General features: G+C 68.0%; 1 pseudogene. It reads left to right on the forward strand.

The annotated features are described in order from the left end of the window. Positions 1-472 (forward strand): annotated as a pseudogene (locus EN749_RS37075) (site-specific DNA-methyltransferase); the annotation flags it as partial.

Here is a 472-nt window from a genome sequence, read left to right on the forward strand (position 1 = left end):
GAAGGAGATCGACGCCTCGATCGCCCGCGCCGCCGATGTCGAGATGCTCTACGACCGCCCCTACGAGGACAGGACCAAGGTGCGCGTCGCCGGCCCCTTTACGGTCGAGAGCCTCTCGCCGCACCGCGTCGTCACCGCGCGCGACGACACGCTGGGCGCTGAGATTTCGGCCGGCGAAGGCACGATGCAGCCCGCGCCGAAAAACGTTCCGGAGCAGGATTTTGGCCAGATGGTGCTCGACCATCTGCGCTCTGCAGGCGTGCACCAACAGGAAAAGCGCGACACCATCCATTTCAACTCGGTCGAGCCCTGGCCGGGCAACTGGCTGGCCGCCGAGGGCCGCTACACCGATGGCGATGGCCGTGAGAAGCGGGCGGGAATCCTGATCGGCCCGGAATTCGGGACTCTGACGCGCAGCCAGATCACCGCCGCCGCCCGCGAGGCCTCCGACGCCCGCTTCGACGCGCTGATC

Origin of the sequence: Mesorhizobium sp. M7A.F.Ca.ET.027.02.1.1 (assembly GCF_004022985.1) — a bacterium.
In the GTDB taxonomy this organism is placed as follows: domain Bacteria; phylum Pseudomonadota; class Alphaproteobacteria; order Rhizobiales; family Rhizobiaceae; genus Mesorhizobium.